Raw genomic sequence first — 15,226 nt, 5'->3', positions numbered from 1 at the left:
TAACACTCGGGCACACTGGCTGTCTGACAATTTACTGCTACTCAACCTGACGAGAGGACTGATCATGGTCTTGCGCTCGGAAATTCTGGTGAACAAAAACGTGCTGCCTACTCAAGAACAAGCTTTGCCTGGCCGTGAAACCCCAATGGCGCTGCCAGAGACCCACTTCGTCAACGGCAACCCGCTGCTGGGCCCGTTCATTGATGACGTCGGCTTTGCAATCTTCGGCCTGGGGTGTTTCTGGGGTGCGGAACGTAAATTCTGGGAACGCGACGGCGTGGTCAGCACAGTGGTCGGCTATGCCGGCGGCTTCACGCCGAACCCGACCTACGAAGAAGTCTGCTCTGGCCTGACCGGCCACAGCGAAGTGGTGCTGGTGGTGTATGACCAGGCCAAGGTCAAGTATGAAGACCTGTTGAAGATGTTCTGGGAACTGCATAACCCGACCCAGGGCATGCGCCAGGGCAATGACATCGGCAGCCAGTACCGTTCGGTGATTTATGCCACCACGCCAGAGCAATTGGCGGCGGCGAAAGAGAGCGCCGAGGCTTATCAAGCCGAATTGACCAAAGCCGGCGTGGGTACTATTACCACTGAAATCGACGAAGCACCGACGGTGTACTTCGCCGAGGCGTATCACCAGCAGTACCTGGCGAAGAATCCGCAGGGTTACTGCGGAATCGGCGGCACTGGCGTGATCTGCCCGATCTAAGGTCACCATAAATCGAAAATGTGGGAGGGAGCTTGCTCCCGATAGCGGAGTGCCAGCCATTACAGCTGTAACTGACACTCCGCTATCGGGAGCAAGCCCCCTCCCACATTTGGTTCTGTGTTTGGTTTGGGAACAGTTATTCGGCGATGAGCCAATCCATCTGCCAGCCACCCTGGGTCTGGCCAAGCTTCTTGGACAGCCACGGCAGCAGCTCACGCAACTCCTCTTCCAAACCCCACGGCGGGTTGGCAATCGCCAGGCCCGAGCCGGTCAGGGTGTTGGGGGTGTCCAGGGGATGCACCAGCAACTCCACCCGCAGCAACTTCGGCGCACCGGTGCCGGCTAGGTCCTGGTAGAAGCGGCGCAACATGCGCTGGTCCTTCACCGGGTACCAGATCGCCGCGACCGTCTGGCGCATACGGCTGACCGCTTCCTTGAGGGACGCCGCGCAACGCTGCATTTCATCAAGCTGTTCAAACGGCGGGTCGATCAGCATCAGCGCGCGCTTTTCCGGCACTGGCAGCATGGCGCGTGGCACGTGCCAGCCTTCGCCCAGGTGCACTTTGACGCGGCGATCACCCTTCATGTTGTCCTTGAGCAGCACGCCGTCTTCCGGGTGCTTTTCGTTAAGCAGCACGCGGTCCTGTGGCCGCGTCAGGCGTCGGGCCAGCTCCGGCGAGCCCGGGTAATAGCGCAACTGGCCATCCGGGTTCATCTCGTGCAGCACGCGCATGTAGTCAGCGGTGAGCGGCGGCAGGTCGCTTGCTCCCCACAGGCGGGCGATGCCCTCCAGGTATTCACCCGTGCGGTTGGCCTGGTCGCCCTGCAGGTCGTACAGGCCAATGCCGGCGTGGGTGTCGAGGTAGGCGAACGGCTGCTCCTTGCGCGACATCAGGGCGATGAGGCGGGTCAAGGTCAGGTGTTTGAAGACATCGGCGTGGTTGCCGGCGTGAAAGGCGTGACGATAGTTCATGGTTGCTCCTGCGCAGGGGCCGGAGTTTACCTTTTACCGGCGTAAAGGTGCAGGGCCGCATGGCGGGCGGTACCGAGTCGCGCTATCGCCGTAGGCTCAACTCAACTGCGCGGCCAGGTAGTCAGCCAGTGCTGCCTGGCTGATATCCGGCCTGCGCACGAAGTAGGCGACCTTGTGCTGCAAAGTGGCTGGCGTAAACGCGGTGTACAGGTCGGGGCGCTGCTCTTGGAGCCATTGCAGCAGGTTGTCGATCAATACCAGCGGTGACTGCTGCGCCAGGTATGCCAGCAATGGCGGCGGCACTCGCCACCAAGGGCTGGGCTTGGCCGGCGTGATCGGGCGCGGCGTCACTGACAACGGCTGACCGTTGATCAGATAGCGCTGGAACACCGGTAACACACGCCCCGCCTCGTCACCCAAGTGCTGCAACATCGGTAAAAACTGCGCCCCATCCCAGAAGCGCAAAAATACTGACTGGTTTTCAGGTAGGTACACCTGGGTCACGCCCTTCAAATGCTCGATCACGGTTTCCAGCGGCCAGGGCGATACTGCCAGCCAACCCCAATCCACTGCCCGGGTGGTAGCGACCCAATCGAGGAAGGCGCTGCCTGGCTCGACGATAGCCACGTAAGGCATCACCTCACTCCAATCGCCATAGGCCGTGCCGGCCCAGATCGTTTGTGGTGGCTTTCCAGCTGCCATGGCGTGCCAGGCAGCGAACGGCCTGGCGTCGCTGGCACTGCCGAGCACGGCATACACCTGTTCATTGGGCTGCAAGGGGTAGTGCGCCAGCCACGCGCTGGGCGTCAAGGGCGAAGTCATCAGGGCAAACTCCGTGCATGGGCGCTGACATCACACTGCCCGTTCTTGCAGCGTTCACACTCTTCACAAAACGGCGCGCTGCGCGTCAGGCTGGCCACTTGCACGCGGCTTAACGGGGCAGGTATCACCGCCAGCAACGTTTCCTTCGCGCCTGGCATCAGCGGTGCAACCGCTGGAGCAGGCGCCCCGCCGAGCTGGATCGGCACACTGCTGAAGATCCCACCCGCCGACAGCGTGATCGACTGCCCGCCTGCCTGAATCGTCACGCTGGCCCCCGCATCAATGACGATGCTTTGCCCCGCCCCCAACTGGACAGTTTGCCCCGCACGCAGATGCTGTGAACCGCCGACCACCAGATGGTCATCCTGCTTGAGTTCAACCAGGCGATTGCCATGGGTGATGCGCTGCTCCCCACCCTGCAACTCATGGTGCGACTCGCCGCCCACTCGCACGCGCCGCAGGTTATCGACCTGCACTTGCTGGTCGTGCAGCACATGTTGGGTCCAGTCCCGCTGGGCCCGCAGGTAGATCTCTTCGGCGCCCTTGCGATCCTCGATACGCAGTTCGTTGTAGCCTCCACCGCCCGGGCTGCTCTGGCTACGCAAGATACTGCGGGTCTTGTCTGCCGGCAGATCCAGCGGCACCCGCTTGGCGGCATTGGGCAGGCACCCCACCACCAGCGGCATATCCAGGTCACCATTGACGAAACCTACCAGCACCTCCATACCGACCCTGGGGATCAGCACCGCACCATAGCGGTCATGGGCCCAGGCGCTGGCGACACGCAACCAGCAACTGGAATGCTCGTTGTGCTCACCGACGCGATCCCAGGCCAACTGCACTTTGACCCGGCCGTACTCGTCGCAATGGATTTCACTGTCAACCGGGCCTGTGACCACTGCGCTTTGATAACCCGATACGCTGGGACGTGGACGCTCAGGCAAGGGCGGGCGGAAGATCGCATCCCAGGGTGTGGCGACAAACGCATTGCAGTACCCCTGGCGGAACTCCCCGCCAGCCACCTCGGTGACCGCCTCTTCCAGCACCTGGGGCTGCTTGCCCTCATGGGTCACGTGCGTTACCAACCACAAGTCATTCCAGCCCTCGCACGGATGCTCCCTCAACTGCAGGAACCTACCGCTGGCCAACGCCGGCTCATCCCCCTGGCCGCGTGCGATCCGGTAGCCGCTGCGATGCCGCTCCAAGCTACGCTGGGCAAGATATTTGCCATGGACCCGGTCGGAAAAAGCGCCGGGGAATTGCTGCGTTTCAAGCTTCGGCGACGGCGTGTCAGCGGCCGTGGCTTGCATCTCGAGGTGCGGTTTTTGAAAATCGTAATCGCGCAGGTTCACCGCCGTGGCACAGGTCGCCAGTTGCAGCGAAAAACGCTTGATTGCAGGGGTATCGGCAACCATTCCCGAACCGGGTCGGTAAGGTGTGGGCTGATCCGCCTGGGCAAACACCGTCTGGTCATCGCCGAACACCAGCAGGTGCCCTTCGGGCGAATGCTGGAAGTGATAGTGAATGCCCAGTTCGGCGCACAGGCGCTGGATGAACGCCAGGTCGGTCTCGCCGAACTGCACGCAATATTCGCGCTCAGGGTAATGGCCGCTCAACCGGAACTCGAAACGATCGCTGTGAATCCCTTGCCCCACCAACACCTGCACAATGATCTGCGGCACCGTCTTAAGCTGGAAGACACGCTGTTGACTGCTATGCGCCAGGTACGCCAAGTGCGGCACCAGACTGAGCTGGTAACGCGTCAGACGCCGCCCGGAATCGCCCTGGGCGACCCGATAAACCAAGCCGTGAACACCATGGCCCTGCTCATTGAAACTCAAGTACACCTGGCGATGCAGCAAGCCCTCCAAATCAAGATCCGGTTGCTCGCTGACCAGCTCAAGTTCAAAACGGTAAGGCTGGCTGATGGCCTCGGTGCCGCTGAACTTGAACACCTTTAAGTCGCTGGGCACCCCATCAAGGGCCAGGGTAAATGCACTTTGATTGGCAGGAGCGAACATCCGGTGTTTCTCTGCGAAGGGTGGGCGGTCGATTCTGCACCAGCTTGTTGCCGGCCAGGACTCCTCGCAGGCAAATCAGTAAGGTCCTACCCTTGGCTTCATTCGTCAGCAGCCGAAGGCTCGCACAAAAAAAGGCCCGGCATCCTCAGGACGCGGGCCTTTTTCACTCGTTCAACAGGCGTTAAACGCCCAAGGATTTACTTGTTGAGGTTGTAGTCTTTTTCCGCCGCATCAAAGCGCTCGACCATACCCGCAGTCGGTGCGCTCATCTTGCTCACGAAGTAGATCGCCAGGCTGGCGAAGATGAAGCCTGGGATGATTTCGTACAGCCCCAGCAGTTCGAAGTGCTTCCACACGATGACGGTGATCGCGCCGACTAGAATGCCGGCCAGTGCGCCGTTGCGAGTCATGTTTTTCCAGATCACCGAGATCAGCACCACAGGGCCGAACGCAGCGCCGAAGCCTGCCCAGGCGTAGCTGACCAGGCCCAGTACGCGGTTTTCCGGGTTGGCGGCCATGGCGATGGCGATCAAGGCCACTACCAGCACCATGATTCGGCCGACCCATACCAGCTCAAGCTGGGAAGCGCCTTTGCGCAGGAACGCTTTGTAAAAGTCTTCAGTCAGGGCGCTGGAGCACACCAACAACTGGCAGCTCAAAGTACTCATGACCGCCGCCAGGATCGCAGACAGCAATACACCGGCAATCCATGGGTTGAACAGGAGCTTGGCCAGTTCGATAAACACACGCTCAGGGTTTTCAGTCACCGGGCCTGCCACTTCCGGATGCGCCGAGAAGTAGGCGATACCGAAGAAGCCCACTGCCACGGTGCCGCCCAGGCACAGGATCATCCAGGTCATGGAGATGCGACGCGCCTTGGCGATCGACTTCACCGAATCCGCTGCCATGAAACGCGCAAGGATGTGCGGCTGGCCGAAGTAACCCAGGCCCCAGCCCATCAGCGAGATGATGCCGATGAAGGTGGTGTTCTTCAGCATGTCGAAGTTGGTCGGGTCCTTGGCTTCGATAGCCAGGAAGGTGGTGTCTACACCGCCGGTCGCCAGCAGCACGATGATCGGCGTCAGGATCAGCGCGAAGATCATCAGTGTGGCTTGTACGGTGTCGGTCCAGCTGACCGCCAGGAAACCACCGATAAAGGTGTAGGCAATGGTCGCCGCAGCACCGGCCCACAGCGCAGTCTCATAGGACATGCCGAAGGTGCTTTCGAACAGGCGGGCACCGGCGACGATGCCGGAAGCGCAGTAAATGGTGAAGAACACCAGGATCACCACGGCGGAGATGATCCGCAGCAGGCCGCTTTTGTCTTCGAAGCGGCTGGAGAAGTAATCCGGCAAGGTCAGGGCGTCGCCGTTGTGTTCGGTCTGCACCCGCAGGCGGCCGGCCACGAACAACCAGTTGAGGTAGGCACCGACGATCAGGCCAATGGCAATCCAGCTTTCCGACAGGCCGGACATGTAGATCGCGCCCGGCAAGCCCATCAACAACCAGCCGCTCATGTCGGAAGCACCGGCTGACAAGGCTGTTACCACGCTACCGAGGCTGCGACCGCCGAGGATGTAATCGGAAAGGTTGTTGGTGGAGCGATAGGCCATCAGGCCGATCAGCACCATTGCTGCGATGTAGATCACGAACGTGATCAGGGTTGGATTGCTAACGCTCATAGGAGTGACGCCCTGGCTTTGTTTTTATGTAGCGACGGTCAGTCGGACGACCATCGGTTCAGTAACCGGATAGACGAGCCCGCATGCCGCGCATTTATGACTGGCGTTTCCCCAGGAAAGCCGCCAGCCGATGAACCACCCCTAGAGATGGTTGCACCTTGGTGCGCGAATGCTATTCAACAAAGCAAATAAGGTGCAACCAGTTTCTTTCGAATAAGTTGCACCCAAGTGTGTTTCTGGATAAACGCCCTGTTTTTGCTCCTTTTCGGAGCAAGAACAGCGGATCTCAGAAGCAAATGCACCAATGCAAAGCGGATTCGGCCGTGGGCCATATTTTTTCCGATCAACCGTCGAAAATTTACTGAACAAAAGGGTTGCACCCGGTTGCACCTGCGCATGGGCAAAGCTAATCTTGCGGCCAGCAGATGCCACTCGGTAGTGGCACCCATGAGGATAAAAAGATGGCAACGACCACCCTTGGGGTCAAACTCGATGACCCGACCCGCGAACGCCTTAAGGCCGCTGCGACCTCAATTGATCGCACGCCGCACTGGCTGATCAAACAGGCGATTTTCAATTACCTGGAGAAACTCGAGGGTGGTGCAACCCTGTCCGAGCTCAATGGTTCGGGCAGCAAGGACGCCGAAGACGCAGGCGAGATCCAGGCCGATCACGCCCATCAATGCTTCCTGGAGTTCGCCGAAAGCATCCTGCCGCAATCGGTCCTGCGCGCCTCGATCACCGCCGCTTACCGCCGCCCAGAGCCGGAAGTGGTACCGATGCTGATCGAGCAGGCGCGCCTGCCGGTCGAAATGGCCGAAGCCACCAACAAACTGGCCGCCTCGATTGCCGAAAAACTGCGCAATCAGAAGAGCGCCGGTGGCCGTGCCGGTATCGTCCAAGGCCTGCTGCAAGAATTCTCCCTGTCGTCCCAGGAAGGCGTGGCACTGATGTGCCTGGCCGAAGCGCTGCTGCGCATCCCGGACAAAGGCACTCGTGACGCGCTGATCCGCGACAAGATCAGCACCGGTAACTGGCAGCCGCACCTGGGTAACAGCCCGTCGCTGTTCGTCAACGCCGCCACCTGGGGCCTGCTGCTGACCGGCAAATTGGTCGCTACCCATAATGAGGCGGGCTTGACCTCGTCCCTGAGCCGTATCATCGGCAAAAGCGGCGAGCCGATGATCCGCAAGGGCGTCGACATGGCCATGCGCCTGATGGGCGAGCAGTTCGTCACCGGCGAAACCATCGCCGAAGCCCTGGCCAATGCGAGCAAGTTCGAAGCCAAAGGCTTCCGTTATTCCTACGATATGCTCGGTGAAGCCGCACTCACCGAACACGATGCCCAGAAGTACCTGGCCTCGTACGAACAAGCCATTCACTCCATCGGCAAAGCCTCCCATGGCCGCGGGATCTATGAAGGCCCGGGCATCTCCATCAAGCTTTCCGCCCTGCACCCGCGCTACAGCCGCGCACAGTACGAGCGTGTGATGGACGAGCTGTACCCGCGCCTGCTGTCGCTGACCTTGCTGGCCAAGCAATACGACATCGGCCTGAACATCGACGCCGAAGAAGCCGACCGCCTGGAGCTGTCCCTGGACCTGCTCGAGCGCCTGTGCTTCGAGCCGCAACTGACTGGCTGGAACGGCATCGGCTTTGTGATCCAGGCTTACCAGAAGCGTTGCCCGTATGTGATCGACTACGTCATCGACCTGGCCCGCCGCAGCCGCCATCGCCTGATGATCCGCCTGGTAAAAGGCGCGTACTGGGACAGCGAAATCAAACGCGCCCAGGTCGAGGGCCTGGAAGGCTACCCGGTCTACACCCGCAAGGTGTACACCGACGTTTCCTACATTGCCTGCGCACGCAAACTGCTGTCGGTGCCGGAAGCCATCTACCCGCAGTTCGCCACGCACAACGCCCATACCCTGTCGGCCATCTACCATATCGCCGGTCAGAACTATTACCCCGGCCAGTACGAGTTCCAATGCCTGCACGGCATGGGTGAACCGCTGTACGAACAAGTGGTGGGCAAGGTTTCCGAAGGCAAGCTGAACCGTCCGTGCCGCGTATACGCGCCGGTCGGTACCCACGAAACGCTGCTGGCCTACCTGGTACGCCGCCTGCTGGAAAACGGCGCCAACACCTCATTCGTCAACCGTATCGCCGACCAATCGATCTCGATCCAGGAGCTGGTGGCCGATCCAGTGGCCAGCATCGAGCAGATGGCTACGCTGGAAGGTGGCTTCGGCTTGCCGCACCCGCGTATTCCGCTGCCGCGTGACCTGTATGGCAGCGACCGCGCCAACTCGGCCGGTATCGACCTGGCCAACGAACACCGCCTGGCGTCGCTGTCCTGCGCCTTGCTGGCTACCGCCCACAACAACTGGAAAGCCGCGCCGATGCTCGGTTGCGCCTCCAGCCAGGAAGCGGCCCAGCCGGTGCTGAACCCGTCTGATCTGCGTGATGTGGTCGGCCACGTACAGGAAGCCACTGTCGAAGACGTCGACAACGCGATCCAGTGCGCCATCAGCGCCGCACCGATCTGGCAGGCCACCCCGCCCGCCGAACGCGCCGCGATCCTGGAGCGTGCCGCCGACCTGATGGAAGGCGAGATCCAGCCGCTGATGGGCCTGCTGGCCCGCGAAGCCGGCAAGACCTTCGCCAACGCCATCGCCGAAGTGCGTGAAGCCGTGGACTTCCTGCGGTACTACGCGGTGCAGGCGCGCAACGATTTCACCAATGACGCCCATCGCCCACTGGGCCCGGTGGTATGCATCAGCCCATGGAACTTCCCGCTCGCCATCTTCAGCGGCCAGGTTGCTGCAGCATTGGCCGCCGGTAACCCGGTACTGGCCAAACCTGCCGAACAAACCCCGCTGGTCGCCGCCCAAGCCGTGCGCATCCTGCTCGAAGCCGGTATTCCGGAAGGCGTGCTGCAACTGCTGCCGGGCCAGGGCGAAAGCGTCGGTGCCCGCCTGGTGGGTGATGATCGCGTCAAAGGCGTGATGTTCACCGGCTCCACCGAGGTTGCGCGCCTGCTGCAACGCAATGTTGCCGGGCGCCTGGACGCCCAGGGTCGCCCGATCCCACTGATCGCCGAAACCGGTGGCCAGAACGCAATGATCGTTGACTCGTCGGCACTCACTGAACAGGTGGTGATCGACGTGGTGTCCTCGGCCTTCGACAGCGCCGGCCAACGCTGCTCGGCCCTGCGTGTACTGTGCCTGCAGGAAGATTCGGCAGACCGCGTGATCGAAATGCTCAAGGGCGCCATGGCTGAATGCCGCCTGGGCAACCCTGAGCGCCTGTCGGTGGACATCGGCCCGGTGATCGACGCCGAAGCCAAGGCCGGCATCGAAAAACACATCCAGGCCATGCGCGATAAAGGCCGCACGGTGTACCAGGTGGCGATTGCCGACGGTGAAGAGATCAAGCGCGGCACCTTCGTGACGCCAACCCTGATCGAACTGGAAAGCTTCGACGAGCTGCAACGGGAAATCTTCGGCCCGGTGCTGCACGTGGTGCGCTACAAGCGCAAAGAGATCGACCAGTTGATCGGCCAGATCAACGCGTCGGGCTACGGCCTGACCCTGGGCGTGCACACCCGCATCGACGAAACCATCGCCAAGGTGATCGACAACGTCAATGCCGGTAACGTCTACGTCAACCGCAACATCGTGGGTGCCGTGGTCGGCGTGCAACCGTTCGGCGGCGAAGGCCTGTCGGGCACCGGCCCGAAAGCCGGTGGCCCGCTGTACCTGTACCGCCTGCTGTCGACTCGTCCTACCGATGCGATCGAGCAATCCTTTGTACGGGGTGACAAGTTGGCGGCGCCGGATGTACGTCTGCGCGATGCCATGAGCCAAGCGCTGACCTCTCTGAAGTCCTGGGCCGACAGCAATAAGTTCAGTGAACTGAGCGCGCTGTGCACGCAGTTTGCCGCGCAGTCGCAAAGCGGTATCACCCGCCAACTGGCCGGCCCGACCGGTGAGCGCAACAGCTATGCCATCCTGCCGCGCGAGCACGTGCTGTGCCTGGCTGAAGTGGAAGGCGACTTGCTCACTCAACTGGCGGCGGTGTTGGCGGTAGGCGGCTCGGCGGTATGGCCGGAAACCGAGCTGACCAAAGCGTTGTTCGCACGCCTGCCGAAGGATATTCAGGCGAAGATCAAGCGCGTGGCTGACTGGACCAAGGACGACGTGGTGTTCGATGCCGTCCTGCACCACGGCGATTCCGACCAATTGCGTGCGGTATGCCAGCAAGTGGCGCAGCGTGGTGGGGCGATTGTTGGGGTGCATGGTATGTCTCAGGGTGAGACGGCCATTGCCTTGGAGCGATTGGTGATCGAGCGGGCGTTGAGCGTCAACACCGCAGCGGCAGGCGGTAACGCCAGCCTGATGACTATCGGTTAAAACCTGTGGGAGGGGGCTTGCTCCCGATAGCGGAGTGTCAGTCAGCACATTGGACACTGACACACTGCTATCGGGAGCAAGCCCCCTCCCACATTGACTGCACTTCAATTACCTGCCTGCGTTTTGCCCTTCCATCACCCAGATCAATCTTGCTATCCAGCCTATATTCACGCGCTTAGACTCAGGCCAATTCCTCCAAAGGTAAGCCGCCATGTCCGAGTCGCTGCTCAGTTCCCGCAATCTGGCTTTCGAGCTGTATGAAGTCCTCGATGCCGAGGGCCTGACCCAGCGCGAGCGGTTTGCCGAACACAATCGCGAAACCTTCGATGCAGCCATTAGCACCGCACGCAACATCGCCGAAAAGTACTTCGCCCCCCACAACCGCAAGAATGATGAAAACGAACCGCGCTATGAAGACGGCCAGGCCATCCTGATTCCGGAGGTCAAACCCGCCGTAGATGCCTTCCTGGAAGCCGGTTTCCTCAACGCCGCACGCAGTTTCGAAGCCGGTGGCATGCAACTGCCGACACTGTTGTCCCAGGCGTGCTTCGCCCACTTCCAATCGGCCAACGCCGCATCGACCTCCTACCCGTTCCTGACCATGGGCGCCGCCAACCTGATCGAAAGCTTCGGCACCGAAGAGCAGAAACAACGCTTTCTGCAACCGATGATCGAAGGACGTTTCTTCGGAACCATGGCCCTGACCGAGCCCCATGCTGGTTCATCCCTATCGGATATTCGTACCCGCGCTGAACCTGCGGCTGACGGCAGTTATCGACTCAAGGGCAACAAGATCTTCATCTCCGGCGGTGACCACTCGCTGTCGGAAAACATCGTGCATATGGTGCTGGCCAAGCTGCCCGATGCCCCTGCCGGCGTGAAAGGTATTTCGCTGTTTATCGTGCCTAAGTTCCTGGTCAACGATGACGGTAGCCTGGGCGCTCGCAACGATGTGTTGCTGGCCGGGCTGTTTCACAAGATGGGCTGGCGCGGCACCACGTCCACCGCGCTGAACTTCGGGGATAACGGTGACTGTGTCGGCTATCTGGTGGGCAAACCCCACCAGGGTTTGAGTTGCATGTTCCAAATGATGAATGAGGCGCGCATCGGCGTGGGCATGGGCGCGGTGATGCTCGGTTACGCCGGCTACCTTTACTCGCTGGAGTACGCCCGCGAACGCCCACAGGGCCGTCTGCCGGACAGCAAGGACCCGAGCACCGCGCCGGTGTCGATCATCCAGCACGCCGACATCAAGCGCATGCTGCTGACCCAGAAAGCCTATGTGGAAGGCGCCTTCGACCTCGGTCTGTACGCGGCGCGGCTGTTCGATGACACCACCACCCTGCCCTCCGACGTCGAGCGCAAACAAGCCCACGAACTGCTCGATCTGCTCACGCCTATCGTCAAATCCTGGCCGTCGGAGTTTTGCCTCAAGGCCAACGAACTGGCGATCCAGATCCTCGGCGGCCATGGCTACACCCGCGAATACCCGGTGGAGCAGTACTATCGCGATAACCGCTTGAACCCGATCCACGAAGGCACCCACGGTATCCAGTCCCTCGACTTGCTCGGGCGCAAATTGGCACAGAACGGTGGAGCCGGTTTGAAACAGTTGATTCGCTTGATCGCCGAGACCGGTGCACGGGCGCAGCAGCACCCGTCACTTACGGCACTAAGGGAGCCATTGGAGCAACTGGTTAATCGACTGCAAAGCGTCACCATTGGCCTGCTGACCGATCTCGCCCAGGGCAAGGTCAACCGCAGCCTGGCGAACTCGGCACTGTACTTGAAGGTGTTCGGGCATACGGTGATCGGCTGGCGCTGGCTGGAACAGGCGATCCGCGCCGAAGAAGGGCTGGTCAAAGGCAATGCAGCCGATGTGGCCTTCTATAAGGGCAAGCTCCAGGCTGCCCGGTACTTTCTGACGTGGGAAGTACCAGGCTGCCATCATGAACTGGCGATTCTGGAGGCACGCGACGATACGTGCCTGGGGATGCAAGACGACTGGTTCTAGGGCTGCCCGATCACCTTGGAAATCACATCAACCGTGGCGCTGACTTGCTCTTGGTAACGGTCGAGTTCCTGCTGGTGCGCTTGCTGCATTTCGATCTGCTCGGCGCACAGGTTCAGCGCGGCCAATACCAATAATTTGTCACCGATCAGGGTCGGGTACTTTTTCTTGGTCACTGCCAGGGAAGCCTTGAGCATGGTCACAGCGTGCATCAGGGTCTGATCTTCGCCGGCCGGTGCCTTGATCGAGTAATCCTCTCCGAGAATCGAAACGACCTTTATCCCTTCATTCATGCGCTGACAGGCCCTGCGCTCACACGCTCAACCAGTGCCTGGATGCGAGCGGCGGTGGCGCCGTGCTTTTCTTCCTGCTCCATCAGGTTCAGTTGCAGGCTGTCGTTTTCATCCTTGGCACGGGCCAGTTCGGCCTTGAGGGATTCGTTGCTGCCCAGCAGCTCTTGATTCTGCTGTACGAGGTCGCTGACCAGTTGTTCCAATTGGCTGAGGGATGCTTCTAACATTTTGATTTCTCGGGCATTTAAAAAGGGCGGTGACGATAAAGAAAATTCACCTCGGATGCCAGGGTTATCCCCGGCGTGCGGCCCGATTATCCAGGGGCGGGCCGCACTTTCGAGCCTTAGTGACTGCATTTACCCGATCTGGTTCCTGAATCGTCCCAACCCCTCGTCAGATGCGACAAAAGCGCGCGGCCCCTTAAGACTTTAGTCCCATGGCCGATAAGGCAGGCACACCTCGTCCCATGGCCGCATGGATCGCGCTTCTCCCCAGGATTCCAGCATGTCTCTTCGTAATATGAATATCGCCCCGAGGGCCTTCCTCGGCTTCGCGTTTATTGGCGCCCTGATGTTGTTGCTCGGTGTGTTCGCCCTGAACCAGATGAGCAAGATCCGCGTAGCCACCGAAGACATCACCTCGGCCAGCGTACCCAGCATTCGTGCCCTCGACGAGTTCACCCAGCTGACCCTGCGCTTGCGCGTGTTGTCGTACCGTTTGCTGACCAACCGCGAGCCTGAGGTGCAGCAAAAAACCCTGGAAGCCTTTGAGTTGCGCAATCAGCAGATTCGCACGGCCCAGGGCGTCTACGAAAAACTCATCACCAGTACGCAAGAACGCAACGCCTACGACGAGTACGTGCGCCTGCTGGGCCAGTACCACCAGATTGAAGAGCGCATGAAGAGCCTGTCGCGCGCCAATCAGATCGACGAGCTGCGCAACTTGCTGAACACCGAGTTGCTGAGCAACTCCGAGCAGGTCAACGCCGTATTGACCCGTTTGCTGGATATCAACAACGACGACGCCAACGCCACCAACCAGCAAGCCAAAGACCAGTACGAAATGGCCTTTGACCTGGTAGTGGGCCTGCTGGTGGTTGCCACGGCGCTGACCGTGTTGTTCGCCTGGCTGCTGACCCGCAGCATCACCCTGCCCATCGCCCGAGCGCTTGAAGCCGCCGAAGAAGTGGCCGAAGGTAACCTGACGCGCCCGATCACCGTAGACGGCAACGACGAAGCCGGTCGCCTGCTGGCCGCCATGGCCAAGATGCAAAACAAGCTGCGCGACACCCTGCAACACATCGCCGGCTCCGCCACGCAACTGGCCTCTGCTGCCGAGGAGCTGAACGCCGTCACCGACGAAAGCGCCCGTGGCCTGACCCAGCAAAACAATGAAATCGAACAGGCGGCCACCGCCGTCAATGAGATGACCAGCGCCGTGGAAGAAGTCGCGCGCAATGCGGTCAGCACTTCCGAAGCCTCGCGCAACGCCACCACCTCCGCCGGTGATGGTCGTGACCTGGTGCAGGAAACCGTCAGTGCCATCGAACGCATGAGCGCCGACGTACAAGCCACCGCCTCGCTGATTGGCGACCTGGCCAATGAATCGCGGGATATCGGCAAGGTGCTGGACGTGATTCGCGGCCTGGCTGACCAGACCAACCTGCTGGCCCTGAACGCAGCAATTGAAGCCGCACGGGCCGGGGAAGCCGGGCGCGGTTTCGCCGTAGTGGCGGATGAAGTGCGGGCCCTGGCCCATCGCACCCAGCAATCCACCAGCGAGATCGAGCGCATGATCGGCAGCATCCAGACCGGTACTGAGCACGCAGTCGATTCGATGCGCAACAGCACCGAGCGGGCCGAGTCGACGCTGAACATTGCCAAGGGCGCGGGCATGTCGCTGGATACCATCAACACCGCGATTGTCGAGATCAACGAGCGCAACCTCGTCATCGCCAGCGCGGCGGAAGAGCAGGCGCAAGTGGCGCGGGAAGTGGACCGTAACCTGGTGAACATTCGTGATCTGTCGGTGCAATCCGCTACGGGCGCCGGCCAGACCAGCGCCGCGAGCAGCGAATTGTCGCGCCTGGCGGTGGACCTGAACGGGATGGTAGGCCGCTTCCGTCTATAACCCTGAAGCCCGCCCCCCTTTCTAGGAGCGAGCTTGCTCGCGAAAAACGCCAACGATAACGCGCGCGTCCTGAATAAACGTGGCGCCTGGGAGTTTTTCGCGAGCAAGCTCGCTCCTACACCTTCCACATTTGCTTTTGCGCAAATCAGAAAAAGCTTTTTGACAGC

General features: G+C 60.8%; 10 protein-coding genes and 1 pseudogene. 5 read left to right on the top strand and 6 right to left on the bottom strand.

Going from position 1 to position 15,226, the window contains the following annotated elements; genetic code table 11:
• Positions 1-64 precede the first annotated feature (64 nt).
• Complete coding sequence (msrA, locus tag QZR30_RS11240) at positions 65-712, top strand: peptide-methionine (S)-S-oxide reductase MsrA (protein ID WP_311903311.1); 648 nt, start codon at positions 65-67, stop codon at positions 710-712.
• A 136-nt stretch (positions 713-848) separates the two neighbouring features.
• On the opposite strand, the gene QZR30_RS11235 is transcribed toward msrA, so the two are convergent.
• The 4 genes from QZR30_RS11235 to putP all read right to left on the bottom strand — a co-directional run bounded on the left by QZR30_RS11235 (position 849) and on the right by putP (position 6,210).
• The gene (locus QZR30_RS11235; protein WP_046070598.1) at positions 849-1,685 is read right to left on the bottom strand and encodes a 23S rRNA (adenine(2030)-N(6))-methyltransferase RlmJ; all 837 of its coding nucleotides are present in this window, start codon (positions 1,683-1,685) and stop codon (positions 849-851) included.
• Positions 1,686-1,781: 96 nt separating this feature from the next.
• Positions 1,782-2,507 carry a DUF4123 domain-containing protein gene (locus QZR30_RS11230; RefSeq protein ID WP_311903310.1) on the bottom strand — a complete coding sequence of 242 codons (726 nt, stop codon included), beginning with the start codon at positions 2,505-2,507 and terminating at the stop codon, positions 1,782-1,784.
• Positions 2,507-4,528 (bottom strand): type VI secretion system tip protein TssI/VgrG, encoded by a 2,022-nt coding sequence (gene tssI, locus QZR30_RS11225; RefSeq protein ID WP_068966027.1) that lies wholly within the window; start codon positions 4,526-4,528, stop codon positions 2,507-2,509. The genes QZR30_RS11230 and tssI overlap by 1 nt, the downstream gene beginning before the upstream one ends.
• A gap of 197 nt (positions 4,529-4,725) precedes the next feature.
• Positions 4,726-6,210, bottom strand: a complete 1,485-nt coding sequence (gene putP / locus QZR30_RS11220) for a sodium/proline symporter PutP (protein ID WP_056847135.1) — start codon at positions 6,208-6,210, stop codon at positions 4,726-4,728.
• 461 nt (positions 6,211-6,671) lie between these two features.
• Between putP and putA the strand changes: the two genes are divergently transcribed.
• Together putA and QZR30_RS11210 are read left to right on the top strand one after the other, a co-directional pair.
• The gene (putA, locus tag QZR30_RS11215; RefSeq protein WP_311903309.1) at positions 6,672-10,625 is read left to right on the top strand and encodes a trifunctional transcriptional regulator/proline dehydrogenase/L-glutamate gamma-semialdehyde dehydrogenase; all 3,954 of its coding nucleotides are present in this window, start codon (positions 6,672-6,674) and stop codon (positions 10,623-10,625) included.
• 211 nt (positions 10,626-10,836) lie between these two features.
• Positions 10,837-12,639, top strand: a complete 1,803-nt coding sequence (locus QZR30_RS11210; RefSeq protein ID WP_311903308.1) for an acyl-CoA dehydrogenase — start codon at positions 10,837-10,839, stop codon at positions 12,637-12,639.
• Here QZR30_RS11210 and QZR30_RS11205 read toward each other — a convergent pair.
• Both QZR30_RS11205 and QZR30_RS11200 read right to left on the bottom strand, forming a co-directional pair.
• Entirely contained in the window at positions 12,636-12,929 is a 294-nt protein-coding gene (locus QZR30_RS11205) for a cell division protein ZapA (RefSeq protein ID WP_043047201.1), read from the bottom strand. The genes QZR30_RS11210 and QZR30_RS11205 overlap by 4 nt on opposite strands.
• The gene (locus QZR30_RS11200) at positions 12,926-13,156 is read right to left on the bottom strand and encodes a hypothetical protein (protein WP_003187970.1); all 231 of its coding nucleotides are present in this window, start codon (positions 13,154-13,156) and stop codon (positions 12,926-12,928) included. The genes QZR30_RS11205 and QZR30_RS11200 overlap by 4 nt, the downstream gene beginning before the upstream one ends.
• 247 nt (positions 13,157-13,403) lie before the next feature.
• On the opposite strand from QZR30_RS11200, the pseudogene QZR30_RS28025 reads away from it, so the two are divergent.
• Positions 13,404-14,156, top strand: a pseudogene (locus tag QZR30_RS28025) (MCP four helix bundle domain-containing protein); the annotation flags it as partial.
• A 30-nt stretch (positions 14,157-14,186) separates the two neighbouring features.
• On the top strand, positions 14,187-15,059 hold the full coding sequence (locus QZR30_RS28020) for a methyl-accepting chemotaxis protein (RefSeq protein ID WP_442967536.1): 873 nt from the start codon (positions 14,187-14,189) through the stop codon (positions 15,057-15,059).
• The last annotated feature ends 167 nt before the right edge of the window (positions 15,060-15,226 follow it).

The sequence above is a fragment of the Pseudomonas sp. rhizo25 genome (assembly GCF_031931935.1).
GTDB classification, from domain to species: domain Bacteria; phylum Pseudomonadota; class Gammaproteobacteria; order Pseudomonadales; family Pseudomonadaceae; genus Aquipseudomonas; species Aquipseudomonas synxantha.
The sequence above is the reverse complement of the archived record's forward strand: the minus strand, read 5'-3'. Positions and strand labels throughout refer to the sequence as shown.

Bases quoted from the DNA above. Each gene is read 5' to 3' on its own strand.
- msrA (WP_311903311.1), top strand. From the start codon at position 65: ATGGTCTTGCGCTCGGAAATTCTGGTGAACAAAAACGTGCTGCCTACT.
- QZR30_RS11235 (WP_046070598.1), bottom strand. From the start codon at position 1,685: ATGAACTATCGTCACGCCTTTCACGCCGGCAACCACGCCGATGTCTTC.
- QZR30_RS11230 (WP_311903310.1), bottom strand. From the start codon at position 2,507: ATGACTTCGCCCTTGACGCCCAGCGCGTGGCTGGCGCACTACCCCTTG.
- tssI (WP_068966027.1), bottom strand. From the start codon at position 4,528: ATGTTCGCTCCTGCCAATCAAAGTGCATTTACCCTGGCCCTTGATGGG.
- putP (WP_056847135.1), bottom strand. From the start codon at position 6,210: ATGAGCGTTAGCAATCCAACCCTGATCACGTTCGTGATCTACATCGCA.
- putA (WP_311903309.1), top strand. From the start codon at position 6,672: ATGGCAACGACCACCCTTGGGGTCAAACTCGATGACCCGACCCGCGAA.
- QZR30_RS11210 (WP_311903308.1), top strand. From the start codon at position 10,837: ATGTCCGAGTCGCTGCTCAGTTCCCGCAATCTGGCTTTCGAGCTGTAT.
- QZR30_RS11205 (WP_043047201.1), bottom strand. From the start codon at position 12,929: ATGAATGAAGGGATAAAGGTCGTTTCGATTCTCGGAGAGGATTACTCG.
- QZR30_RS11200 (WP_003187970.1), bottom strand. From the start codon at position 13,156: ATGTTAGAAGCATCCCTCAGCCAATTGGAACAACTGGTCAGCGACCTC.
- QZR30_RS28020 (WP_442967536.1), top strand. From the start codon at position 14,187: ATGGCCAAGATGCAAAACAAGCTGCGCGACACCCTGCAACACATCGCC.